Consider the following 23953-nt stretch of genomic DNA (forward strand, 5'->3'; position numbering starts at 1 on the left):
CGACCCGTACGCGGCACCGGCACCTTGCCGGACGCAGGGGGTGCGGGGGGCGGCGGACACGCCCCCTGCCTCCCACGGCCACGCAACGCTCCCCAACGAGGTACCCTGCCGGACGCAGGGGGTGCGGGGGGCGGCGGACACGCCCCCTGCCGCCCACGACCCAGCAACGGTCAAAGCCCACGGCTCTGCGACGAGAAAGGCGGCATTTACGCTCATAGAGCTCCTTGTGGTGATTGCGATCATCGCGATTCTGGCGGGGATGTTGCTGCCGGCGTTAAACCGGGCGCGGGATGCGGCACAGGCGACTCGCTGTGTGAACAATCTCAAACAGATCGGCAGCTATTTGCTCATGTATGCGGACAGCAACCGTCAATGGTATCCGCAGCCGGGGGTCAATGCGCCGTGGGAGGGAGAGGACGAAACCGGGAATCCGGGCTGGGCGAATCTTCTGCGTCTCACGGCAGGCGCGCAGAAAAACATCTTCAAATGCGCCACGGATGTGAGGCGGGAGTTCTCCTATTCGTTCAACGCGCACGAGCCGAGATGCAAAGCCGGCGGCGCGCGGGCGTCGTGGCATATGAGTCGTCTGGAGAATGCGGTCACGGGAATCTCCAACATCATTCTGGTGGAGGAGAGTGATACGGATCTGTTTCTGGATGACGATTCCGATCAGGACAACTATTCGCAGAACAGCATGCCGAAGAACGAACGGCACGGGGGTTTTGCCGTGGCATTTGCCGATGGGCATGTCGAAAAACTCAAAAGATACGATTTCGACAAGGTCACTTACTATACGGATCGTTTTTCCGGCTGGCTCGGGGACAGCTGGACCCCGGATCCTTCCAACACAGTAAAAGAGTAGTTTCATCCGGGAGTCAACTGCCGGAATGCGGGCGGCCGCATGGAGCAGTCACTCCGGGAACGGACCGGTCTCATCGGTACGGCGGAAATTCAAATGCAGCGTTCCGCGGACTGCGCCGGAGCGATTCGCGCGAACGGGGAATCTCCTTGATTTCCGAGGTTTTGCATGGTACATTAATGGAATGAATCATGAGGCCGGCCAAAACCGGCAGGGAGGTTTCGTCATGAAAAAGAAATATCTGCTGATTCCTGTTGTCGTCATCGCTGTCACCGGAGTGTTACTTGCGGCAGCGGCGGCGGGAAAGAATGATTTCGGAACGGTGTTCACCTCGGCCAGAGCGGCGGAAGCCGCCGTCGGAAACGATGATCTCCAGATCGAAGTGCTGCAGACCCGTTTCTGTCGCGATACACACCGACATGGGAACCGGCACGGGGTGCAGGAGATCGTAGGACGGGTCGTCTCGACGGGGAAAAATGTGAGCGGGCTCCGGGTCGGCGATCGCGTCGGCTTCTGCGGCTGGACAGCCCCGTGCGGAGAATGCGCCGACTGCCTGGCGGGGCGTCCGGAGGCATGTCGATACTCAGGCCGGGTCTGCGAGGTCGGATGCGACCGTCACCCGGAGGGATGCCGTAACCGGGTCGTCGTTTCGCGTCATTGTGTCGTTGCTCTTTCCGACCGGGAGACCGGAGACCTTTTCCCGCGTCTGTGCGGGAAAATGACAGACTGTCCGCGACTGTACTGTCATGATTCCATCCGCGGCGACACCCGCAATCGCAGTTACGGACACGGTCACTGCGGCGAAAGCCGGCATGGCGGTCATTGCCGCTGAAAGTTCACGTCCGCGATAAACAATCAACATTCATTGAAACCCAGATCGGAACACGATATGATCCCTTACCTCAATCCGGCGCTCGCCGTGGAAGAGCGCGTCAAAGACCTCCTCGCGCGGATGACGCTGGAAGAGAAATGCGACCAGCTGCTCCAGACAACCATCGGGCCGGATGTGAATCCGAACAATGTCGGCGACGGCGGGGAATTCCGCCCGACCATCGGCTCGATTCTCTCCTACTTCGGAGGCGTGCACAAGCGCAATGAATTTCAGCGGCACGCAGTGGAAGAGACCCGGCTCGGAATTCCGATCATCTGGGGAATGGACGTGATCCACGGCTGGCGCACAGGTTTTCCGGTTCCGCTCGCACAGGCGTGCACGTGGAATCCGGAAACCGTCGAGGCCGGCTGCCGCATCGCGGCGAAAGAGTGTTCCGCCGAGGGAATCGACTGGACTTTCGCCCCGATGGTCGATATCCCGAACGATCCGCGCTGGGGACGGGTCATGGAGAGTTTCGGAGAAGACCCGTATGCATCCGGGGTTTTCGCCCGCGCCTCTGTGCGCGGCTACCAGACTGCCGATCCCTCTGCGCCCGACGCGATCGCGGCCTGCCTGAAGCATTTCGCCGGATATGCCGCCAGCGAGGGCGGGCGCGATTACTCCTACAGCGACATCTCCGCGCGGAAACTGCATGAGATCTACCTGCCGTCGTTCCATGCGGGAGTCGACGAGGGAGCTCTCACGTTGATGAGTTCATTCAACGACGTGACCGGGACGCCTGCGGTTGTGAACCGCTATCTCATGACGGAGATCCTGCGCAACCGGTGGGGGTTTTCCGGTTTTGTCGTCTCGGACTGGGACAGTTTCCGGCAGCTCAAGGCGCAGGGATTTTCCGCAGATCCGGAAAAAATCGCCATCCGTTGTCTCAGCGCCGGCAATGATATGGAAATGGTCAGTGAATGCTTCAAACTCCTGCCCGGACTGGTTCGCTCCGGGCGGCTCGACGCGGCGATTGTAGACGAAGCCGTCCGCCGTGTCCTGCGCGTCAAGTTCCGCCTTGGACTCTTCGAGCACCCGTACACCGAAGAGCGCCCGCTCGAGGCGACCGCGCTCCTGCCCGCATTCCGCGAAACCGCCCGAAAAGCGGCTCAACAATGCGCCGTGCTGCTCAAGAACGAAAACGATCTTCTGCCGCTCAACCCGGATTCCATCGGGTCGATCGCACTCATCGGGCCGGTCGCGGCCGATGCCGCCGCGCTCGTCGGGAACTGGAGAGGCAATGTCGATCCCGCCACCGTGCCGACGCTCGCCGACGTGATCGGGGAATACTTCCCGCACAGCCGGATCGTCACCGCCCCGGGATGCGGTTTCGAGAGTGCCGGGGATGACGGGATCGATTCCGCAGTCGAGGCGGCGCACAAAGCCGACATCATCCTCGTTGCCCTCGGGGAAGAGTGGAACCGTTCCGGCGAAAACTGTTCGCGTTCAGACATCGCCCTGCCCGCGGTGCAGAGGCTGCTCCTGCGCAGGCTCGCCGCTCTCGGCAAGCCGATCGTACTGCTCGTGACCGCGGGACGGCCGATCCTCTACCCGGAACTCGAACCGTGTGCAAATGCGATTCTGCATCTCTGGCAGGGCGGTCACGAGGCCGCCCGCGCCTGTTTCGATCTGCTGACCGGCGCATGCAATCCGAGCGGGCGGCTGGCAATGACGTTTCCGCGCAGCATGGGGCAGATTCCGATCTACTACAACGAACATCGCCGCGCACGGCCTGATCAGGGCTATTACCACGATCTCGAAGAGTCGCCGATGTATCCGTTCGGCTATGGGCTGAGCTACACCAGGTTCACGTATTCAGACCTGACCCTGACAAATGAACTCGTTGCCGGCGTAAAAGTTACCAATTCAGGGGAACGGCGCGGGACGGAGACCGTGTTTCTCTACCTCTCCGATCCGGAAGCGGAACTGACCCAGCCGGTCCGCCGTCTGATCGCATTCCGGCAGCTTGATCTCGCTCCGGGGGAGAGCGGGATCGCCCGCTTTGAACTCGACAAAATGCGGGATCTGGCCTACACCGATCCGAACGGAGAACGCATCTTTGAAGCGGGGGAGTTCGTTCTCTCCGCGGGGGGACTCACGCTGCATTTCGACTGCCGCTGAGGCGGCATGCGCCGCCGTTCCGGAGAGAAGAGCGGCGGCCCCCCTCCTCTCCTAAGGGAAAACCGCCCCCTCCAGGAGTTCCGGCCGGATGATCCGGCCGAGCAGAAAATGCTTGCGGTCCGGATAAAAGAGAACCGGACGGCCGTCAACCTCCTCGAAACTTGAGTAGAGCGCGAGGTCGCTGCGATGGTTGAGTTCGATATTGTCGTTGTCCATGAACGAGATCGGAGCGGAGAACGTGAGCGGTTGGCGGCCCGTCGGGGCAAACCTCCCCAGCGCCAGGTAAACCGGACGTCTCGCACGGCCATCATGGTTTTGCCACGGGCCGAAACCGGCTCCATGATTGTGAAAGAAAAAGAGGTATTCCGTCTCGTTCAACCGGTAGCAGGGACAGGGGCTGAGCGGATGTTCCATCGCCGGGAGGCCGTCGCCGTAGGTCAGGATTTCCGGACGGCTCCAATGTTCCCCGCAATCGCTGCTCAGCGCGTAGAGCGGGTGACCGCAAACCGAACGCATCACGGCCATCAGCCGTCCATCCGGTAATTCGATCAAGCTCGGCTCCTGGATCAGGGAACGTTCCGGTTGCCCGGAGATCGGATACTGCAGCGACCGCTCGTCCGGCGTGAGCAGCGTGACGTTCAGCTGCGCACACTCCGGATCGTCATCGATGTTCTCGAACCGGAGGAAATCGACCACACTGTCGCTGTTGAACCAGCCCTCTGCCGCCGGAGCCGGATAACGGGATGGGCTGACCCATCGCGTGACTCCCGCCAGATACCGTCCGTCCCCGAACCGGAGCGGTTTCTGCCACGTGATACAGTTCGTCGGGACAGCGGGATCGGGGTGATCCCAGATGGTGCGCGGCAGCGGAACAGCCGTTTCCCGGCTCCAGGTTTCTCCGCCGTCATCGCTGAAGATTCCATGTAAAATCCCGGTGGTGTGCGTAAAGATGTCGTTTACGCCCATGTGCCTGCTGTACAGAACGTAGATGCGTCCGGACCGACTGACCAGCGGGAATCCCCAGCTGCACATGCCCCGACCGGTCTCCGGATCGGGGTGTCTCCCGGCGATGATCCGGGGCGGAGTCCAGACCCGGCCGCGATGGTCGGAACCGGAAAACACGATATGCTGATTGTACTCCCCCTCGAATCCAGACTGCGTCCATATTGCTGCCAGAGTTCCATCTCCGCGCCGAAATACGAGGAAATGCTCGTTGGCGCTGTTCGGGAGCCCCTCGATTCCCCGGCCGTCCGGAATGTAGATGATGTAATCGGGCCGTGTGCGAAAAAGCTCCATTTTGTCGTTTCCGCTCATCTCTGAATCTCCATGGTCAAACAGTGAAATATCCCGAAGAATCAATGCAACTGCGGGTTCCGTCTGCATCCGGAATCCGGTACAGAGTCATATCATAACCGGGGAAGTCGATTTTTCAAGGAGGTTTCCGGATTTTCTGAAAAAAATCCCTTTCCGACTTTTCAATCCAAAGAGAGCGGCCGATATCACCTCTCTGCGATCGCATTTGCAAATATCATAAAAAACAGATGTAAAGAACTTGATTTATTTTGTTTTGCAGTTATAGTAAGAAGTATTGCATGAATGCAGCAGGTTGTTTCCAACTGAATGAAAATTTTTATCAGGAGATCTTTCTGAAGTCGGCTGGACGGTGAAACTTCCTCCTCCGGCTGCAGAAATGAGTTATGTTATTTATCTGGAGATGTTTCTGTTAAAGAGGCGTTCTCTGTATCCGGAAAAGAAAAATGATACGGAAAAAATTCCGTCGGAAGTGCGGGATCATCCGGTATTTTCTTTTTCCGGTACGAGTTTCGTTTGATCGCAATCCCTGACAACAACAAACTTTTACCATCAGGAGAAACCATGAACTGCAAGAAGTGTGGAAGCGAAATTCCCGAAAACGCGACGACCTGCCCTAAATGCGGAGCATCCGCGACAGACACAACCGCCCCGGCGGCAAAAAAATTCGATTTCAAGGAATTGCTTGAGAATATCAAGGCTCTGCTCAAGCCGGCGCAGCTTCCTCCGAGAACCCCGGAAATCGAGGCATTGGCAGCCGGGCCGACCAAGAGCCGGATGGTCTACATCCTCCTGGCGCTGTTCCTTGGCGGGTTCGGAGTCCACAACTTCTATGCGGGTTATCGTTCCCGGGCGATCGCCACTCTGGTATGCTGGGTGATTCCTCCCTGCTGCTGCATCACGGGCATCATCGCCGCGATCGGCTGCTGGATCGACATTTTCACGATGAAATGCGATGCGGCCGGCCGGCCTCTGCAATGAGAAAATTCAGTTGGTACGTGATTATGGTGACGGTGGCGGCAGCTGCCGTCATCATTTTGGTTCTTCTGTACGCGAAAGGGCCGGACTGGTTCTGGTTTCCGCCCTGTATCTTTCACCTGATCACGCATTTATACTGCCCCGGCTGCGGTTCGACCCGGGCGGTTTATCGGCTGCTGCACGGGGATGTGGCCGGAAGTCTCTCCGCCAACATTCTGCTCATACCCTCCGTGCTGCTGTTTCTGGCAGTGATAAGAAAAGGCATCGCCATGATAAAACCCCGGGAATATTACGGGATCATGGGAGTCTATCTGTTTTATCTGATCGCCCGGAACATTCCGCTCGAGCCGCTCAGCTATCTCGCCCCCCGCTGATCGGCGGGACCGACCACTCCGGAGTCAACGGGGCGCCAGCAGACAGAACGGCTCCCACGGGAGGTTCCGGAGCACGGTAAATACGACGATGACGCAGGCCGCTACATAAAGCACCGCCGGACGATTCAGCCACTGCGGCTTGACAAGGGCGCAGAACAGAAACAAACAGGCCGGAATCAGCAGGAGATTTTTGCGCAGACTGCCCGGAATATCCCCATGAATCAGATGGTAGAGCGCCCGGGTGTCGCCGCAGCCGAAACAATACAGCCCCGTGGATTTGTGAAACACGCACGGCGGATACCAGGACGCCGCCTCCGGATCGTTGAAAAACAGGATGCACACCAGCACCGCGCCGCCGAGCAGAATCCCGATCGTCATCCAATGGCGAGGCCGCAGCCGGTCACGAAACGAAAGGACGCCCATTCGCATCTTTCCGAACCGTGCAGACATCCACGATCGCCCAGATGGCGGAGATCACTCCGCCGAACGAGCAGGTCAGGAATGTGATCAGCAGCTTGATGATGCCGTTGGTCGTATACCCCGCATAAAAATCGTGAATGCCGAGGCTGCCCAGAAAAATTCCGAGCAGAATGTAGGCGGTCAGGGATTTATCCGACGGGACAACGGCCGGATTCTGCGCCGGAGCGACCCCGGGCTGGGCGCCGGAAGTCACCGGACGGGGAACCGTACCTCTCCATCCGCAGTTCTGGCAGACGATTTCGGAGCCGTTGTAATCATCGCGAATTTCCAGTTTCGTACTGCAATAGGGACACTGAAAAAAGAACGACATATTTCCTCTCCTTTTCGAGCAAATGCAAATATTTTTGCCAACAACGGCTTTCTTACGAAAAAATATATCACCGTAAAAATTTTTTTCAACTTTGTTTTTCGATCCTGTCCCGGTTTTCGGAGAAAATCGGCATTTTCAAAAAACACGAAAAAAATCACGATGCCATATTATAAATCCGCTTTTCCGGCGTTATAGTCTATGAAAAACGGCAAACGAATCGCGGTGACGGAAAAGTGGATGAAAGTGACAAAGAGCTGATCGACTCCTTTCTGGACGGATCGGATGCCGCATTTGAACGGCTTTACGAACGGTATCGGCAGCCGCTCTACGGCTATCTGCGGAATATGCTCCGCCCTGCCGACGCGGACGACGTTTTTCAGCAGAGCTGGATCAAGGTCTGTTCGGCGCTGCCCGGATTCCGGGCGGACGGCCGGTTCGGGCCATGGCTGTTCCGCATTGCGCACAACCTCGCGATCGACACATTCCGACGGAATCGTCGTCGCGGCGGAATCGAATGCGCCAATGCCGATGCCGACCGGCCGGTCCCGGACGAGCCGTGGCACGAACTTGCGGAAAAAGAGCTGCAGCGGAAACTCGAGGAGGCGCTCACCGAACTCGCACCGGAGCAGCTCGCGGTCTTCCGCATGCGCCATGAGAAGATCTCGTTCCGCGTGATTGCAACCGAACAGCGATGCGCCGTCCCGACCGCGATCATGCGCATGCAGTATGCGAAGAAAAAGTTGAAACGGATTCTCGAACCATTCAGGGGGGAAAGATGAATCAATGCCGAAATACGCTCCGCCACATCCGGGAATCGGGCGGGACTCTCGACCGGGAGAGCGTCGAGCACTGTCTGGTCTGTCCGGTTTGTCGCCGGGAGCTGCTCGCGCTCCTCGCGGCGGAGGATCCCGGCGCCCCGGGCGTCCCCGCGGAACTCGATCGGGAAGTGCTGACTCATTGCCGCAACGGCAGACGGTTTCGACGCAGCCGCGAACTGCGTCGGATTCTGGGCTGGACGGGTGGAGCGGCGGCAGCAGCGGCGCTGGCGGCATCGCTTGATTTTTCCGGCTCGGCGCCGACAGGAGGCGACGTTCCGCCGGCGGTTGCGGATTCCGAATGGGACGGCTCCGCCCTGCTCGCAAGGATATCCGACATCGGGACGGAACTCGGGAAAATGGAAGAATTTCTCGCAACAAAATAGAAAGGACTGAATGATGAATGTCGTAATCCGCACGCTGCTGTTCTGCACTCTGGCGACCACACCGCTTCTGCTTCCCGCCGCGGAGGGGGGAGAGCAACGGCCGACCCAGATTCCGCACCGTCTCCTGCGGGAGGTGCTGGCCGACCAGAAGCAGCTCACTTCCGCCGCCGCGGAGATGATCTTCTCCCTGAACGGGGAGGAGCGGGCGAAGCTGGTTGAACTCTGCCGCACCGATCCCGAAGCGGCAAAGACGGCCATTCTCGACCGGCTCGGCAGGGAGAAACTCCGGAAAATGCAGCTCGCCGAAACGATCCGGGAGACCGCCCGCCTGTTCCGTCAGGAGAAAGACGAGACCAGAAAGGCCGAACTGCGCGCGAAACTCCGCGAACAGCTCGCCGAACAGTACAACCGCACCTCTCAGGAGATCGGAAACCGGCTGCGGCTTCAGGAGCAGCGCCTGGCGGAAGTCCGGCAGGCATATCAGAAACGTGTGGAGAATGCCGACAGCGCCATCGACGCCCAGCTTGAGCGCATGACCCGCCCCAGACAGCCGAAACAGCCCGGCAAGAACCGGAAAAAGTGAGATAGGGTCCCCCATGGCGATACAATCCACATTCTCCGTTCCCGGAGGCGTTTCCGAGTTTTTCTACGCGATGAGTTCCGTTCCGGGGCGGAGTTTCCGCGAAGAAGCGGAAGAGCTGCTCGCCCGCTACCGCGAAGCCGCCGCCGGGACCGTTCCGGTCTGGTGCCGATTTCACCTGAGCGACATCGCGAATCAGGCTCAGGAACTCCGGGAGCTCTCCGGCGACGCCGATGCGGCTCTGGTCGGGCAGCCGCCCGTCGGAAATGCGCGCATCGCACTGGAGGCCTATCATCTCTCCCCCGGGCCGGAAACGATCCGCCTGGAAAACGGAACCGAACTCCGCCTGAAACATTATCGTCAGCTCTTCTTCCGCACCGGGACACTCACCGCGCGCGGGAGCGGTCCGCAGATGCGGGAGGAGTTTGAAACGGCCGAACGGCTTCTCGCCCGATACGGAGGAACCGTAGCGGAAAACCTTCAACGCACCTGGATCTACTGCCGCGACATCGACAACAACTACGCCGATCTGGTCTCCGCCCGGAGAGAGCTCTTCCGGAAGTACGGACTGACGGAGAACACCCACTACATCGCCAGCACCGGCATCGAGGGGATGTCCGATCCGCATTCCCGGCTGGTACGCATGGACTCCTTTGCGCTCTTCGGCCATGTGCCGGAACAGATCGAGTATATGCAGGCGCTCGATCATCTATCGCCGACGCATGTTTATGCCGTGACGTTTGAACGCGGAACGCGGATCGTCTACGGCGACCGCTCCTGCTGCTGCATCTCCGGAACGGCCAGCATCGACAGAAACGGCGGCATCGTTCACCCGCGGGATGTGGAGAAACAGACGCGGCGACTCATCGAAAACGTCGAAGCACTGCTCCGAAATCACGGCGGCTCCCTCGCCGATCTGAAACAGGCGGTGGTTTATCTGCGGGATCCGGCGGACGCGGCCGCGGTCGAAGCGGTTCTTTGCGACCGCATCCCGGACGAAACGGCCAGAATCATGGTGAAAGGTTCGGTCTGCCGCCCGGGATGGCTCGTCGAAATGGATGCCATCGCGGTAAATGCAAACGGGAATCCCGCATTCAAAAGGTTCGAGTAAAACATGAATTCACAAAAGATACTTGTCGTTTCGCTTCTCATCCTTGCCGGGATCGTCCGGGCGGCGGCCGGAGAAGAGACGTTTCTCTTCCGGAAACCGACGCCGGTCGCGATCCGCTCGGAGGTCGACCGGGCGCTGGCGGCCGACTGGAAGCGGAACGGGATTGCCGTTCCGTGCGAGGCGTCGGACAGCGTGCTGGTCCGGCGGCTCCATCTTGCGCTGGCGGGCCGGCTGCCGACCCCGGACGAAGCGCGCGCCTATGTCAATTCCACCGCGCCGGACAAATACGAGGCCCTGGTCGGAACGCTGCTCGACTCCGACAACTTCGTGGATTACTGGACCATGCTGTGGAGCGATACGCTGCGGGTCAAATCCGAATTTCCAATCAATCTCTGGCCGAATGCGGTCTACGGCTATCAGCGGAGAATCCGCCGTTTCCTGAAAGAGAACGAGCCGTATGACCGGTTCGCCCGGGCGCTCCTGACATCGGCGGGGAGCAACTTCCGCGTTCCCGAGGCGAATTTCTTTCGGGCGACTGCGGATCGGACACCGCGGGGAATCGCGGGGGTCGTCGCGCTGACGTTCCTCGGCTCCCGGCTCGAGAAATGGCCGACCCCGGAGCGGGAGAAATTCATCGCGCTTTTCGAGCCGGTCGCATTCAAAAGCACAAAAGAGTGGAAAGAAGAGATCGTCTACTGGCGTGAAACTCCCGACAACTCCGATCCGCGAACGGCGGCGGCCGATGCCGTGCTGTCGCATCCCGATTTCGCCCGGGCGCTCGTGAACCGGATCTGGTTCCGTTTTTTCGGACGCGGCATCGTGCACGAGGCGGACGATCTGCGCCCGGACAATTTACCAGTCAATCCGGAGCTGCTCGAACTGCTCGCGCGGGAGTTCCGGGAATCCGGTTACGATTTCCGGCTCCTCTGCCGGACGATCGCGGAATCCGCCGCCTGCCGCGCGGCCTCCGGCAACGGGGATGCGCTTGCCGGTCGCCATTTTGCGGCGTTCGCGATCCGACGGCTTCCGGCGGAGGTGCTCGACGATGCGATTCGCGATCTGACCGGGGCGCCGGGCGATTATTCGAGCGTGATTCCGGAACCGTTCACATTCATTCCCGCCGATGCGCGCACCGTCACGCTCGCGGACGGTTCGATCTCGAGCTCGTTTCTGATTCTCTTCGGGCGGCCCGCGCGCGATTCGGGAAAACTCTCCGAACGCAGCGACCTCATCACCGACAAGCAGCGGCTGCAGCTCTTCAACTCCGGCGAACTCTACCGGAAACTCGGGAAACTCGCACAGCGCGAAGATTTGAAATCTCTGCCGCTCCCGTCCAGAGTGGAGGAACTCTACTGGCTCTTCTACTCGCGCCCGCCGACCGGCAGAGAGTTGACGACGATCTGGCTCGACAGTGAACGCTCGAAGAAAAAATGGCGTTTTCTGCAGGATCTGAGCTGGATCTTATTGAACTCCAAAGAATTTCTGCATCAGCACTGAGAAAGAGACGAGCCATGAACCGACGTGAATTTCTGAAAACCCTCGGAGGCTGCGCGGCCTGCGGGGCGATCGCATACCTTGCCGGACGGCCGTTCTTCGCCGCCGCAGCGGAGCCCGCCGCAGCGAAAAAGCCGCCGCGCGCCCGGGCGAAATCGGTCATCGAAATCTGGGTCTGGGGCGGTCCCAGTCAACTCGAGACGTTCGATCCGAAACCCGATGCGCCGCACGATTACAACGGCGGATTCAAAGCGATCCCGACCAACGTGCCCGGCATCGAGATCAGCGAATTCTTCCCGCTGCTCGCGAAACACGCGGACAAGTATTCACTCATCCGCTCAATGACTCACCCATACCCGGGGCATGAGACCGCGACTTACCTCATGCAGACCGGGCGCAGTCCCGGCGGCGGCAGGGTCTATCCCGCGATCGGCGCGGTCATCGCGATGTTCAAATCGAAAGAGTACCGGGGAGAATTGCCGCCGTATGTGATTCTGACCGTGCCGAAAGGGAGATTCTCCGAAGTCGGTTTCCTGAACGAACGGTACAGCCCGCTCGTGACCGGCGGGAATCCGGCGGCGGCGAAGTTCATCGTGGACGGAATCGTACCGCCGGGGGGACTGTCGCCGGAAGAGCTTGCGGCCCGTTTTTCCCTGCTTGAGCGGCTCGATACGTTCGGGCGCAGCGCCCCTGCCGACCCCGTGCTCAAAGCATTCGACACGGCCGGAGAAAAGGCGCGCAGGGTCATCGAGGGGGATGCGGCGAAAGTGTTCGACCTCTCGCTCGAAACGCCGGAGATGCGTGACCGCTACGGGCGCACGACCCTCGGACAATCCTGCCTCGTCGCGCGCCGGCTCGTGGAAGCGGGCGTGCCGTACATCACGATCAACGCCCAGGGGTGGGATACGCACAAACGCCATTTTGAAACGATGAAAACCAAAGCCGCCGAAATGGATCGCGCAACGACCGCGCTCATCACCGACCTGCACGAAAAAGGGCTGCTCGATTCGACGATCATCTGGTGGACCGGCGAATTCGGCCGCACCCCGAAAGTCGACTGGGAGGCTCCGTGGAACGGCGGGCGCAACCACTACTGCAAATGCTTCTCCTCGCTCGTGGCGGGGGGCGGATTCGCGGGCGGAAAGGTCGTCGGGGCTTCGGACGAATTCGCGGAAAAGGTCGTCTCGCGGCCGGTCGCGCCGCAGGATATGCTCGGCAGCATCTATGAACTGTGCGGCATCGATCCGGACGGGCCGCTGCCGAATCCGATCGGGCTGGAAACCACCGTTCTGCCGCCGGAGTCCGAAGCCGGGCGGCTGCGGGAAATCTACCGGGAGCGCGCGTAAATGAAAATCGGAAACCTGCTGTTCCTCCTGCTGCTTCCGGCGTCCCTCGCGGCGGCGGATCCCTATATCGGCTATCTCTATCCCGCCGGGGCGCAGGCCGGCACGACCGTGCGGGTTCTGGTCGGCGGCCAGAATCTGCAGGGTATCCGGGACGGGATCGTTCCGGGCGGCGGAGTCTCGATCCGCAGCATCACCGCGGTACCCTCCTTTCCCGCTCCCGACGCGACGCAGCGGAAATATCTGCTCGAATGGCTCGCCCGTATCGAAACAGGCAACCGGACCGCGCCGGAACATCCGGAAAAAACCGACTCCTGGCGGAAAAATCTCTGGTGGGAAAAACTCGATCAACTCGATCTTCTCGAACGCACCATCGTGACCCGCGATCTGTGCGTCCGGCGCAACGCGCTGCAGGCCACGCCGTCACTGCGACAGATGGCGATCGTCGAAATCAGTGTGGCCGCCGATGCCGAGCCCGGCGCGCGCGAATTCAGACTCTGGGGGAGAAACGGCATCAGCGCGCCGAAACTCTTCTACGTCGACCGCGCGCCACACACGCCGGAACCGCTCTACGTGCGGCCCGGCCGCCCGAAACCGCCGACCCCGCTCGTGACCCGTTTCCCCGCCGTACTGGACGGGCAGATCATGCCGGGGGAAACCGATCGCTTCCGGCTCCGTCTCGAGGCGGGGAAATTCTACACGATGACGCTCGTCGGCCGGAAACTCCAGCCATTCATCGGCGACGCCGTGCCGGGGCATTTCCAGCCGGTGCTGCGGCTGCTCCGCCCCGACGGCAGCGAGGCGGCTTTCGCCGACGATGAGGAGTTCAATCCCGATCCGGTGCTGCGTTTCCGCGCCGATGCGGACGGCGAATATCTGCTTGAGGTGCGCGACAATCTCCACCGGGGGCGCGAGGACTTCGTCTACCGCGTCACCGTCGAACCGCGGGAAATTCCGTACCGGTTCGGGGAAGAGCCGTTTCCGGAACTGCCGCGCCTCGAAGCGGACCGGGTTGCGGAACAGATTCTGGACATCGGGAAACCGCAGCTCATCGCCGGAACGCTCGCCGCTCCCGGCGCGCGGGCGCAATTCCGATTTCAGGCGCGTGCGGGGGAACGGATCGTGATCGACGCGGCCGCGCGCCGCTTCGGCTCTCCGCTCGACGGCGTACTCCGCGTGACCGGACCGGACGGCGCCGTGGTCGCCGAAGCTGACGACTCCCCCTCCGACCTGAATATCGGCGAGTGTCTTCAGCAGGTCGATCCGTACCTCTCGTTCGCAGCTCCTGCCGACGGCGTATACAAAATCGAACTGCGCGACCTCACCGGAGCGGGCGGAGAGTCGTACCGGTATCTCATGCGGATCGGGCCGCCGCTGCCCGGTTTTCAGGTATACGCGGCAAAGTCGATGCTGAATCTCCGCCGCAACGAATCGGGGAAATGGAAGCTGTATGTGGTTCGACAGGATGGATTCGACGGCGCCGTCACACTCTCAAGCGACACCCTCCGGCTCGAGGGGGAGGTCACCATTCCCGCGGGACAGAACGAATTCACGTTGACCGTGCGGAACACCGGAGCAAAGAGCTTGAAGCCGATTCCGGCGGTGATTTACGCGGCGGGGCGGGTCGACGGAAAAGAGCTCCGGAAACCGGTCATCCCCTGTGATGAATTCATCCAGGCGTTCGCCTACACCCATCTGCTGCCGGCAAGGGAGTTCTACCTCGGCACGGTCGGCGGCGCGGCGGGCGGGAAAAAGCGTCCGAAGTGACGGCGGGATTGCGTTTTTTTCCGGAGAGTGCGTTGTAAACCCGGCTTGTCGCGCTATATTAATGAAGCATTCACAGGGTTACAACTTCTGAAACGATCAGGCGGAAATCATCATGCGGAAAAGCGAAATCACACGCACGACGCGGGAAACCGACATCACGGTCGCGCTCGAACTCGACGGCACCGGAAAGAGCTCGATTGACACCGGCATCCCGTTCATGAATCACATGCTCGAACTCTTTGCCAAACATGGCTTCTTCGATCTGGAAGTCCGGGCGAAAGGAGACATCGAAGTCGATTACCATCACACGATGGAGGACCTCGGACTCGTGCTCGGGCAGGCGCTCGCCGAGGCGCTCGGCGACAAGGCCGGAATCCGCCGCTACGGCAGCTGCATTCTGCCGATGGATGAGACGCTCGCACTCGTCGCGCTCGACCTCTCCGGGCGGCCGTGCCTCGTGTGGGACGTCGACTTCCCGGCGCAGATGATCCGCGACCTCGATGTTCGGCTCTTCTGCGAATTCTTCCAGGCGCTCGTGAACCGGGCCGGGATGAATCTGCATGTGAAGAAACTTGCGGGCGAAGAGGTGCACCACGTCGCGGAAGCGATCTTCAAGGCGTTCGCGAAAGCGCTCGATCAGGCCGTCTCGCTCGACCCGCGGGTCAAGGGCGTACTCTCGACCAAAGGTTCTCTCTGACCAGTGCGAGGCTCCCATGCACGCTCATAAAATGCGTTTCGGCCGTTATGATTTCGCGAACTTCTTCTGTTTCGGCTCCTATGCGGCCTGCTCGGTCATCGTGCCGGTGGTGCTGGTCGCACTCGCGAGGGATCTGAACTTTCCGCTCGAGGAAGGGGGGAAAGGCGCAGGCGGCGCGCTCCAGCTCGGCCGCAGCATTCCGATGGTCGCGGCGATGCTCTTCTGCGGCTTCTCGGCAGGGTGGTTCGGAAAATTCCGCTCGCTCGGCGTCGCGATGCTCTTCATGAGCCTCGGAATCCTGCTTGCGGCATGGTCTCCCGCGTATCTGATGCTCTTCGCTGCGATTGCAGTCGCGGGACTCGGCGAAGGGGTGGTCGAGGGGCTCGCCACGCCGGTCATTCAGGATCTCCACCCGGATGAACCGGGACGGTATATCAACTTCACGCACTCGTTCTGGTCGATCGGCGTGGTCGTGACCGTCCTTGTGACGGGTGCGCTTCTGGCGTGGGACGTGAGCTGGCGGTGGATTCTCACCGGGTGCTCGCTTTTCGCATTGATCCCGGCGCTCCTCTATCTGCTGCCGTCCAGATCACGGGCAAAGATTCCGCCGCAACCGCAAATTCCGTTCAAGACCGTGTTCGGTCACGCCGTCAATGTGATGGGGATCGGCCGGTTCTGGCTCTTTTTCGCGGCGATGTTCCTCGCCGGCGGCGGAGAATACTGTCTGACGTTCTGGGTCACGAGTTTCATCCGGCTCGACTACGGCGCAAACGCATGGATGGGAGGACTGGGAACAGCTATCTTCGCGGGCGGGATGATCGCCGGACGCCTTGGTTCCGGTATGTTCGTAAGGCAGAATCATCTGCTGCATCTCGTATTGCTTGCCGCGCTCGCAGGGACGCTCCTCGGACTCTTCCCGCCGTTCCTCGCGAATGTCTGGATTCTCTTCGTGCTGCTTTTCTTCCTCGGAATCGCGACCGGCCCGTTCTGGCCGAGCATCCAGAGCTACTGCGTCGACCGCCTGAAAGATTCCGATGCGACGATGATCTACATTCTGCTCTCCTGCGCGGGAGTGCCGGGGTGTGGCTTCTTCTCCTGGTTCATGGGTTATGTGGGAGACCAGGTCGGACTGCGCACCTCGTTCTATCTTGTGCCGATCTGCTATGCCGGGCTCGGATTGCTGATCCTCATTGACGCCCTCTGCCACCGCGGAAAGAAACTCGCGCCATGAAAACGCCTCCCCAACCGCGGCGGGAGCTGATCAAGAGCTGCGAAAAACTCCGGATCGAATTCCCGGAAGAGCTCCCGATCAGCCGCCATGTCGACGAAATCAAGGAGGCGTGGCGCAGCAATCAGGTCATCATCGTCGCGGGAGATACCGGCAGCGGCAAGACGACCCAGCTCCCGAAGATCGCGCTCGCGCTCGGCTACGGCCGCACCGGCCGGATCGGCTGCACTCAGCCGCGCCGCCTCGCCGCAACCGCGATGGCCCGCCGCGCCGCGCGGGAACTCGGCTGCGATACCGGAAATGAAGTCGGTTATCAGGTGCGGTTCGACGACCGCACGCAGCGTTCGACCGTGCTGAAATTCATGACCGACGGCATCCTGCTGGCCGAGACCCGCAACGACCGCAATCTGAAACAGTACGAAGTGCTCATCATCGACGAGGCGCATGAGCGTTCGCTGAACATCGACTTCATCCTCGGCTACCTGAAGAATCTGCTGCCGTACCGACCCGACCTCAAAATCGCGATCTCGTCCGCGACACTCGATGTGGAGAGTTTCGCGGAGTTCTTCCATGCGCCGGTGCTGTCGATCGAGGGGCGGACGTTCCCGGTCGAAGATCTCTATCTGCCGCCCGGTGAGGATGAGGATCTCTCCGGCGCGATCGGGCGGGCCGTGGAGTTCGCGGGGGAACTTGATCCGCGCGGCGACATCCTCGTGTTTCTGCCGGGGGAACGCGAGATCCGCGACGCGACCGACCTGCTCACCGGCCGGAATTACCGCAACACCGAAGTGCTGCCGCTCTACGGGCGGCTCGCCGCGGCCGACCAGCAGAAAGTGTTCAATCCCGGCAATATGCGCCGCATCATCCTCGCGACGAATGTGGCCGAAACCAGCGTGACGATTCCACGTATCCGCTTTGTGGTCGACTCGGGCCTCGCGCGCATCAAGCGGTTCAATCCGCGCAGCCGGATCGAGGAGCTCCACATCGAAACGATCAGCCAGGCGAGCGCCCGCCAGAGGCGCGGCCGCTGCGGCCGTATCGCCGACGGCGTCTGCATCCACCTTTACAGCGAGGACGACCTCCGGCGTTCGGCACCGTTCACCGATCCGGAGATCAAGCGCACCGGACTCGCGGGGGTGATTCTGCAGATGGCTTCGCTGCGGCTGCCGCGCATCGACCGGTTTCCTTTCATCAATCCGCCCCCGCCCGCGGCCGTGCGTGAGGGGTTGCGGACGCTCGAGGATCTGCGCGCACTCGACCCGGCCGGACGGCTGACCCGGGAGGGGTGGAAACTCGCCGCTCTGCCGATCGACCCGCATCTCGGCAAAATGCTCTCGTTCGCGGAGGCGCGCCGCGTGCTGCCGGAGCTGCTGGTCATCACGGCGTTTCTCTCAATCCAGGATCCGCAGGAGCGGCCGCTCGAAAAACAGCAGGCGGCCGACGAGGCGCACCGCCGCTTCCGCGACCCGAAGTCGGACTTCCTCTCGATCCTGAACCTCTGGAACGCCGTCGTGCGGGAGTGCGGCAGCAACCGCCAGATGCGGCTTTTCTGCCGGAAGAATTTCTACAACTTCAACCGCATGCTCGAGTGGCGCAACCTCGTTTCAGACCTCGCGGAAAGTGCGGCGGAACTGAAGTGGAGTCACGCCGAACTCCCGAAAGAGATCGAAAACACCCCTTACGATACGCTTCATGAGTCGATCCTCGCCGGGATTCCGCGCAACATCGCGCATTACGTTCCGGAAGAGCAGTATTTTCTCGGGACGGGCGGGCGCAAGTTCCTGATCTTCCCCGGCTCCGGCCTCGCGAAAAAGAAACCGGTCCCGGCGTGGCTGCTCTCGTTCGCGCTCGTCGAAACGAGCCGCCTCTTTGCGCGCCAGAACGCCGAGATCAAACCCGAATATCTCGAAGTCGCAGCGCCGCACCTCTGCTCGAAAATCTACGACCAGCCGAAATGGGATTCCATCTCCGGCTTCGTCTACGCACGGGAGCGGCTCACGTTCGGCGGCCTGCTGATCCACAACGGGCGGCGCGTCCACTACGCGAAAAGCCATCCGGCCGAAGCGCGTGAAGTATTCATCCGCGAAGCGCTCGCGACCGGCGAACTGAATCTCCCCGGAACCTGGGTCGAGAAACACGTCGAAGTGCTGCGTTCACTCGAGCGGATGGAGGAGAAACTCCGCCGTCCCGGCACGGTTCTCGACCCCGGCGCTGTTGCGGATCACTATCTCCTCCTCCTGCCGCAGGAGATCAACTCGACACGGTCGCTCAAAGAGTCGATCAAACATGACCCGCAGGATTACAGCATCTCCCGCGCCGACGCGATGCAGGAGCAGTTCATCTCCTGGCGCGAGGAGGATTACCCCGATGCGCTGACCTTTTCCGGCCAGAAATTCAAAGTCGTCTACCGCTTCGCCCCCGGCGAACCCGACGACGGGATCAGTCTGGTCTCCCCCTCCGACCGCATGAATCTGCTGCCGGGCTGGGCGCTCGATTATCTCGTTCCGGGCTGGCTCGGCGAAAAAACCGAACTTCTCATCCGCTCGCTGCCGAAACCGATCCGCCAGAAAGCCAGTCCGATCGCGGAAACCGTCGACCGGTTCCTCGAAGCACTCGACGCGGGACAGATCTTCCGGGAACAGCCGCTCGTCGACGCGCTCGCGGAGTTCCTGCGCGAGACGACCGGCGAACCGGTCGCGCCGGGCGATTTCGACGACTCCCGGCTCCCGGCGTATCTGCGCATGAAACTTCTCGAAGTCGATGCGAACGGCAGGGCGGTCAAGCTCCATGAGTCGCTTCCGGAGAGTTTCCGCCACGGCTCCCGCCTCAGCGCCGCCGTCACCGCCGCGGGGAAGTTGACCGTCCGCCCGGGCGACAGCTGGCCCGGCGTCGAGCCCCTCCCCCGCGAAATCGAACTGCCGAATGCGAACGGCAAAACCGCGTTCCCGGCGCTCTGTGACGAGGACGGGAAAGTCGGCCGCGCGGTCTTCCTCAAGGAGTCCGAGGCGAAGCTGAACCATCGCCGCGGGCTCCTGCGGCTCTTCAAACTCGAAAATGCGAATCAGCTCAAGTTCCTGAAACGAACCGCCCGCGTCTCACGCGAAGTCGACCTCTCGTGGTTCCTGAACTACCGCGACTGGGCAGACGATCTGCTCGACGCCGCGATCCTCGAGGCGTTCGGAGAAGAACCGTGGGAGATCCGAGACGAACTCACGTTCGGCATCGCCGCCGAGCGCGCGAAACAGGAGACCGGCGAAGCCGAAACCCGGCTGCTCAAACAGCTCGAAACCCTCTACCCCGTTTACCGTCAGGTGCGCGACCTCATGGACAAATGCAAATCGCGCGCCGGAACAAGTTGTACGGATCTGAAACGGCAGCTCAACTTCCTCTTCCGCCCTCGCTTTCTGCGCAGTCCGGCGGTGTTCGAGCGCTACAGCCGCTATCTGCGCGGCGCCAAACTGCGGGCGGAACGCATCGCATCGGCCCCCGCGCGCGATGAAGCGAAACTCGAGACGATCGAAGCGTATCTCGACCGCTTCTACCTCGCCGCCGACAGCGTCGAAGAGATCACCGACAAGCCCGAACTTGAGACGTTCTGGCTGCTGACCGAAGAGTGCCGCCTCGCGGTGTTCGCCCCCGAGATTTCTCCCGCAATCCGCGCGCCTCTCAAGAAACTCGAACCGGCCTGGGAGGAGCTGCGCTTCTGATGAAACCGACTCCCGCCTCCGGAAAAACCATCCCGCTCATCCGCGACCTTGAAGCGGGCATCATCTGCGGGACCTACGCTCCCGGCGGAAAAATCCCGTCTCTGCGTCAACTCATGGAGCGGTACAACGTCTCGATGAACACCGCACGCCGCAGCGTCAAGGTTCTGGTCGACAAGGGGTTGTTGAACTTTTCGCACGGAGCCGGCACCTATGTTGCGGAGAAACGGCGCCGCCCGGCAGGACGCTGGCGGATCGCCGCCGTCGCCGCCACATTCGGGCCGAATGTCATGCACACCTGCACCGGAATCGCCGTCAACGGCATCCTCGACGCGGCGGATGAACTCGGAATCGAAGTCACCCCGGTCCCCACCGCTTTCAGCGAGATGAGCGACGCCCGGCTCGAGGCGATCGCCGCCGATTATGACGGCGTGATCCTGCTCGGAGGATACGACGGAATCCTCCGTACGCCGCGGCCGCCCGCAGTGGTGGTCGGACTCTCCATGCACAACTCCTGCGGCGGGCTCTTCTCGCTGCTGGAACTCGATCCGTTCCGGGCAACCGAACTGGCCGTGGAATTCTTCCGGGAAAGAGGGGTGAACAAGGTCATTCCGGTCGGACATGACCGCCCCGTCCACCGCGTGCGCGAACAACTCTTCCGCGACGCCTGGAAATCATTCGGCGAACTCGGCGAGGTGCCCGATGACGCAATGGTCCCGCCCGATCCGGCCTATGGCATCTACTTCACCTGCGGCGGAACCGCCCTTGCCGCAGCGGAAGCCTGTCACGCCGCCACCGGCAGGGAACTCGGCAGCGATACCCCCGTTCTCTGCGGGGAAGGCAATCCGCTCTTCGCGAACCGTCCCTGCCGGGAAATGCCGACCATCGCCATCAACCTGCGGCAGGCCGGCATCGCCGCGGCCGAGGAGTGTCTGCGCCGTCTCGCCCGCCCGGGCAGTGCCGGGCGGCGCATCTATCTGCTGCCGGAACTCTATGAAACACATTAGGGCGCCCGCCTCACGGCAGACGCCCCGACAGAAATGCCGCAGTTACAGCGAAACCCAGGTGTGCGTCCGGGCCGCCCGGTAGAGCGCCTCCATGACGACGTTGCGCTGCGCCGCTTCCGACGCGGACACGAGCGGGACGTCCCGCCCCTCGAGCGCGTCAAGGAACAGCTCAAACGCATGCGGCAGCGCCTCCGGCAGTTCGCTCCACGGCGCGCTCCCGTCCGTGCCGAGCCGATCGGACTTCACAAAAAGCTCGCCGTTCCGGATATACGCAAACCCCTCGGAGCCGCTGACTTCGCAGGTCACCGGATTCATGACGTCGACCCAGCCGCCGCAGAGCGTTCCGACCGCACCGCCGGGGAACTTCAAAAGCGCCGTTCCGGTCTCGTCGCACGTCTCACCGTAACGCCCCGTCACAACGGAAATGTCGGCAGTCACCGATTCCGGCTTGCCGAAGAGCCACATTAAAATATCGAGCGAATGGGTTCCGAGGTCGCCGAACGCACCGCACCCGGCCACCGCCGGATCCGCCATCCAGCGGAAATCCGTGTCGAACCAGCCGCCGAGCGAACCACTGTGGCAGTTCACATGCCGGACGCGCGTAACGGTTCCGAACACGCCCCCGTCCACCAGGCGCTTGAGCTCCCGGTGGACCGACGCTCCCCGCATGAAGTAACCCGTCTGAAACACCACTCCGGCCCGCTCGATCGCGGCAGCCATCTCAATCGCGTCCGCCGCAGAAAATCCGAGCGGCTTTTCGACGAAGAGATCCATCCCGGCAGCAGCCGCGGCGAGGACGATCTCCTTGTGACGGTTCGTCTCGGAGCAGACGACAACGGCTTCAGCGTCCGCCTCTTTCCAGAGATCTTCAACCCGGGAAACGACCTTGCAGCCGAGTTCTCCCGCATATTTCTCCGCCCGCACCGGCTCCGGATCCCATACCGCGACGACTTCCACGCCCGGACGCGCTTTCAGCCGCGTCGCGAAATTCGGCATGTGAATGTGCGCAACCCCGGCGACTCCAATTCTTTTCATCGGACTTCCTCCTGAAAAAAAATCCCGGTACGAAACCGGGATTGAATTCGGATCAATCGATCATCACTTGATCGGCACTTCCTTGCCGCCCGCCGCCGCGGAACGGTAGATGCCGTCGAGAATCTTCTGGATCGCGAGCCCCTCCTCGCCGGAGGCGCGCAGCGGCGTTCCCTTGAGAATGCCATCGACCCAGTTCTGCAGCTTGCGGACAAAGAGATAGGTCCAGTCCTTGCCCCAGTCGGGAGCGACGTAATCCGGCTTGATGTGAACCATCGCGCCCGCGTCGTCGGTGAAGATCTGCAGCGGATCCCAGTCGCAGCCGCCCTTTTCGCCCATCGCCACGAACTTCCACTCGTCCTTGTCGATGTGCGCCGCAAACGACGACTCGATCTGCATGATCATGCCGTTGTCGAACCGGATGTGCCCGATCGCGAGGTCCTCGACCGTGTAGGTCTTGTAGTCCCAGTTCGGCCACATGCTCATGACGTCGCTCGGTTTGTCGCCGAGGTAGGTCCAGCAGTTGCCCGTCGCGGCAACCGGTTTCGGCGATCCCATGAAATAGTGCGCCATCTCGACCACATGCACGCCGATATCGATCATCGGGCCGCCGCCCTGCAGCTCCTTGCGGCCGAACACACCCCAGTTCGGAATGCCGCGGCGGCGCAGCGCCTGGCACTTCACGAACATCAGTTTGCCGAACTTGCCCTCGTCACGCGCCTTGACCAGAAAATCGGTCTTGGAGTTGTAGCGGTGCTGGAATCCGACCGCGAGCAGAACATTGTTCTTTTTCGCGGCGGCAATCATCGTCTCGCACTCCTCCGGGCTCATCGCCATCGGCTTCTCGACCATGACGTGGCATCCCGCGTTCGCAGCGGCGACAGCCGCCGGACAGTGAACGCCGTTCGGCGTGCAGATGTCGACCGCATCCGGCTTGATCACTTTGAAAAGGTCATCCCACTTCTCAAAGCACTGTTCCGGCTTCACGCCGTATTTTTCCTGATACTCTTTCAGCCGCTCGGGCAGAATATCGCAGAAACCGACCAGTTCAACCTCCGGAATCGATTTGTAGGCGGCCATGTGGGTATGGCTGATACCGCCGCATCCGATGATTGCAACCCGGAGTTTTTTCGGGGCTTCCGCCGCCATTTTGACTGTTGCCTTCTTCGCCGGCGCCTTTTTGGCCGGGGCTTTCGCCGGAGCTTTCGCCGGCGCCTTCTTCGCTGCTGCCGCTTTGGTTGCCATTCTGAAAATCCTTTCGTAGGCGTTGAAACAGGGATAACCCGTTCTTATTATTATACCGCAGCTTCGCCAGATTGCAAGCATTTGCAAACGGCGGAAATGATTTTTTTCACGAAAGAGCCAATTTCAAAAGTATTGGCTCTCTCGTGTTAATCACTTGTTTTTCCGTGCGTCAAAACCGTTTCGGCGCACTAATCCAGACTTTTTCACAAAAAACGGCAAAAAATCAAATTTCGGGCCGTT

21 protein-coding genes are annotated in these 23953 nt (G+C 61.2%); 16 read left to right on the top strand and 5 right to left on the bottom strand.

The genetic code is table 11. From position 1 onward, the window contains the following. Nucleotides 1-214 precede the first annotated feature (214 nt). The 3 genes from Q0J85_RS13340 to Q0J85_RS13350 all read left to right on the top strand — a co-directional run bounded on the left by Q0J85_RS13340 (nt 215) and on the right by Q0J85_RS13350 (nt 3851). Nucleotides 215-862, top strand: a complete 648-nt coding sequence (locus Q0J85_RS13340; RefSeq protein ID WP_367274662.1) for a type II secretion system protein — start codon at nt 215-217, stop codon at nt 860-862. 223 nt (nt 863-1085) lie between these two features. Then, entirely contained in the window at nt 1086-1691 is a 606-nt protein-coding gene (locus Q0J85_RS13345) for an alcohol dehydrogenase catalytic domain-containing protein (RefSeq protein WP_294482548.1), read from the top strand. 57 nt (nt 1692-1748) lie between these two features. Continuing rightward, the gene (locus Q0J85_RS13350) at nt 1749-3851 is read left to right on the top strand and encodes a glycoside hydrolase family 3 N-terminal domain-containing protein (protein ID WP_294482551.1); all 2103 of its coding nucleotides are present in this window, start codon (nt 1749-1751) and stop codon (nt 3849-3851) included. Between the two features lie 51 nt (nt 3852-3902). On the opposite strand, the gene Q0J85_RS13355 is transcribed toward Q0J85_RS13350, so the two are convergent. Beyond that, nucleotides 3903-5147 (bottom strand): exo-alpha-sialidase, encoded by a 1245-nt coding sequence (locus tag Q0J85_RS13355; RefSeq protein WP_294482553.1) that lies wholly within the window; start codon nt 5145-5147, stop codon nt 3903-3905. 579 nt (nt 5148-5726) lie between these two features. Here Q0J85_RS13355 and Q0J85_RS13360 point away from each other — a divergent pair. Further along, nucleotides 5727-6143, top strand: coding sequence for an NINE protein (locus Q0J85_RS13360; RefSeq protein ID WP_294482555.1), 417 nt, complete (start codon nt 5727-5729; stop codon nt 6141-6143). Continuing rightward, nucleotides 6140-6514: a DUF2752 domain-containing protein gene (locus Q0J85_RS13365; protein ID WP_294482557.1), complete on the top strand. Its 375-nt coding sequence runs from the start codon at nt 6140-6142 to the stop codon at nt 6512-6514. The genes Q0J85_RS13360 and Q0J85_RS13365 overlap by 4 nt, the downstream gene beginning before the upstream one ends. A 24-nt stretch (nt 6515-6538) precedes the next feature. Here Q0J85_RS13365 and Q0J85_RS13370 read toward each other — a convergent pair whose 3' ends face one another. Continuing rightward, nucleotides 6539-6937: a DUF2752 domain-containing protein gene (locus tag Q0J85_RS13370; protein ID WP_294482559.1), complete on the bottom strand. Its 399-nt coding sequence runs from the start codon at nt 6935-6937 to the stop codon at nt 6539-6541. Beyond that, nucleotides 6915-7304 (bottom strand): NINE protein, encoded by a 390-nt coding sequence (locus tag Q0J85_RS13375; protein ID WP_294482560.1) that lies wholly within the window; start codon nt 7302-7304, stop codon nt 6915-6917. The genes Q0J85_RS13370 and Q0J85_RS13375 overlap by 23 nt, the downstream gene beginning before the upstream one ends. Before the next feature lie 233 nt (nt 7305-7537). On the opposite strand from Q0J85_RS13375, the gene Q0J85_RS13380 reads away from it, so the two are divergent. From Q0J85_RS13380 to Q0J85_RS13430, 11 genes are all read left to right on the top strand, one after another. Then, entirely contained in the window at nt 7538-8083 is a 546-nt protein-coding gene (locus Q0J85_RS13380) for a sigma-70 family RNA polymerase sigma factor (RefSeq protein ID WP_294482561.1), read from the top strand. After that, the gene (locus Q0J85_RS13385) at nt 8080-8505 is read left to right on the top strand and encodes a hypothetical protein (protein WP_294482562.1); all 426 of its coding nucleotides are present in this window, start codon (nt 8080-8082) and stop codon (nt 8503-8505) included. The genes Q0J85_RS13380 and Q0J85_RS13385 overlap by 4 nt, the downstream gene beginning before the upstream one ends. 10 nt (nt 8506-8515) lie before the next feature. Continuing rightward, on the top strand, nt 8516-9088 hold the full coding sequence (locus Q0J85_RS13390; RefSeq protein ID WP_294482563.1) for a hypothetical protein: 573 nt from the start codon (nt 8516-8518) through the stop codon (nt 9086-9088). Between the two features lie 13 nt (nt 9089-9101). Further along, nucleotides 9102-10196 (top strand): Rid family hydrolase, encoded by a 1095-nt coding sequence (locus Q0J85_RS13395; protein ID WP_294482565.1) that lies wholly within the window; start codon nt 9102-9104, stop codon nt 10194-10196. Nucleotides 10197-10199: 3 nt separating this feature from the next. Continuing rightward, entirely contained in the window at nt 10200-11693 is a 1494-nt protein-coding gene (locus tag Q0J85_RS13400) for a DUF1553 domain-containing protein (RefSeq protein ID WP_294482568.1), read from the top strand. A 14-nt stretch (nt 11694-11707) separates the two neighbouring features. Further along, the gene (locus tag Q0J85_RS13405) at nt 11708-13036 is read left to right on the top strand and encodes a DUF1501 domain-containing protein (protein WP_294482569.1); all 1329 of its coding nucleotides are present in this window, start codon (nt 11708-11710) and stop codon (nt 13034-13036) included. Continuing rightward, nucleotides 13037-14800 (top strand): PPC domain-containing protein, encoded by a 1764-nt coding sequence (locus tag Q0J85_RS13410; RefSeq protein ID WP_294482571.1) that lies wholly within the window; start codon nt 13037-13039, stop codon nt 14798-14800. It begins immediately after the preceding gene. A gap of 109 nt (nt 14801-14909) precedes the next feature. Then, nucleotides 14910-15497 carry an imidazoleglycerol-phosphate dehydratase HisB gene (hisB, locus tag Q0J85_RS13415; RefSeq protein ID WP_367274663.1) on the top strand — a complete coding sequence of 196 codons (588 nt, stop codon included), beginning with the start codon at nt 14910-14912 and terminating at the stop codon, nt 15495-15497. 16 nt (nt 15498-15513) lie between these two features. Further along, nucleotides 15514-16728 (top strand): sugar MFS transporter, encoded by a 1215-nt coding sequence (locus Q0J85_RS13420; RefSeq protein WP_294482573.1) that lies wholly within the window; start codon nt 15514-15516, stop codon nt 16726-16728. Continuing rightward, a complete protein-coding gene (gene hrpA, locus Q0J85_RS13425) occupies nt 16725-20432 on the top strand; it encodes an ATP-dependent RNA helicase HrpA (RefSeq protein WP_294482575.1) in 3708 nt (1235 codons plus the stop codon). Before Q0J85_RS13420 ends, hrpA begins: the two co-directional genes overlap by 4 nt. Continuing rightward, entirely contained in the window at nt 20432-21436 is a 1005-nt protein-coding gene (locus Q0J85_RS13430) for a GntR family transcriptional regulator (RefSeq protein WP_294482576.1), read from the top strand. The genes hrpA and Q0J85_RS13430 overlap by 1 nt, the downstream gene beginning before the upstream one ends. 42 nt (nt 21437-21478) lie before the next feature. On the opposite strand, the gene Q0J85_RS13435 is transcribed toward Q0J85_RS13430, so the two are convergent. Then, nucleotides 21479-22471 carry a Gfo/Idh/MocA family oxidoreductase gene (locus Q0J85_RS13435; protein WP_294482577.1) on the bottom strand — a complete coding sequence of 331 codons (993 nt, stop codon included), beginning with the start codon at nt 22469-22471 and terminating at the stop codon, nt 21479-21481. Between the two features lie 63 nt (nt 22472-22534). Then, the gene (locus Q0J85_RS13440) at nt 22535-23713 is read right to left on the bottom strand and encodes a Gfo/Idh/MocA family oxidoreductase (protein ID WP_294482578.1); all 1179 of its coding nucleotides are present in this window, start codon (nt 23711-23713) and stop codon (nt 22535-22537) included. Nucleotides 23714-23953 lie beyond the last annotated feature (240 nt).

The sequence above is a fragment of the uncultured Victivallis sp. genome, from assembly GCA_944389935.1.
Taxonomy (GTDB): Bacteria; Verrucomicrobiota; Lentisphaeria; order Victivallales; family Victivallaceae; genus Victivallis.